Genomic DNA, 509 nt, shown 5'->3' with positions numbered 1-509 from the left:
CCCGCGCACCCCGGCGGGTTCCGCCGTCACCGCCTCCCGGACGGCGCGGTCCCGCGCACGGGCGCACCGGTGGTCCGCGAGCACGTTGCGGGTGATGGACAACAGCCACGCCCGCATCCCGCCGCGGCCGGGATCGAACCGGCCGCGGCTGCGCCACGCCTTCAGGAACACCTGCTGGGTCAGGTCCTCGGCGTCGGCCCGGTGCGCCACCTCGTCGAGCACGACGCCGAAAACCAGACCGCCGTACCGCTCGTACATCTCGTGCCACACGTGGTCGTCGGCACACCCGTGCCGACGCGGTGCTTCGGCCACATGTGGTCCGTACCCGTCCGTGCGACGGACACGCCCGGACGGCGGTGGTGAATCGGTGGGAGTCCGGTGACCGTGTCAGAGCGTGACCGCCCCGGTCCGCAACGGCGCGGACGGGTGCCACCACGGCTCCACGGCCGGGGGGTGCGCGACGTCGAGGCGCTCCCCCGGGCGGGGCACCGCGACGGGGACGCCCCGCT

At 75.2% G+C, this 509-nt stretch carries 1 protein-coding gene; it reads right to left on the bottom strand.

The features are described from left to right. Positions 1-312 (bottom strand): sigma-70 family RNA polymerase sigma factor (locus SACPADRAFT_RS0208575; protein WP_007027948.1); only part of this gene is annotated, 312 nt, incomplete at its 3' end. Positions 313-509: the final 197 nt, after the last annotated feature.

Origin of the sequence: Saccharomonospora iraqiensis subsp. paurometabolica YIM 90007, assembly GCF_000231035.2 — a bacterium.
Taxonomy (GTDB): domain Bacteria; phylum Actinomycetota; class Actinomycetes; order Mycobacteriales; family Pseudonocardiaceae; genus Saccharomonospora; species Saccharomonospora paurometabolica.
Note: the sequence above shows the minus strand (reverse complement) of the source record. Positions and strands in the feature narration are given on the sequence as shown.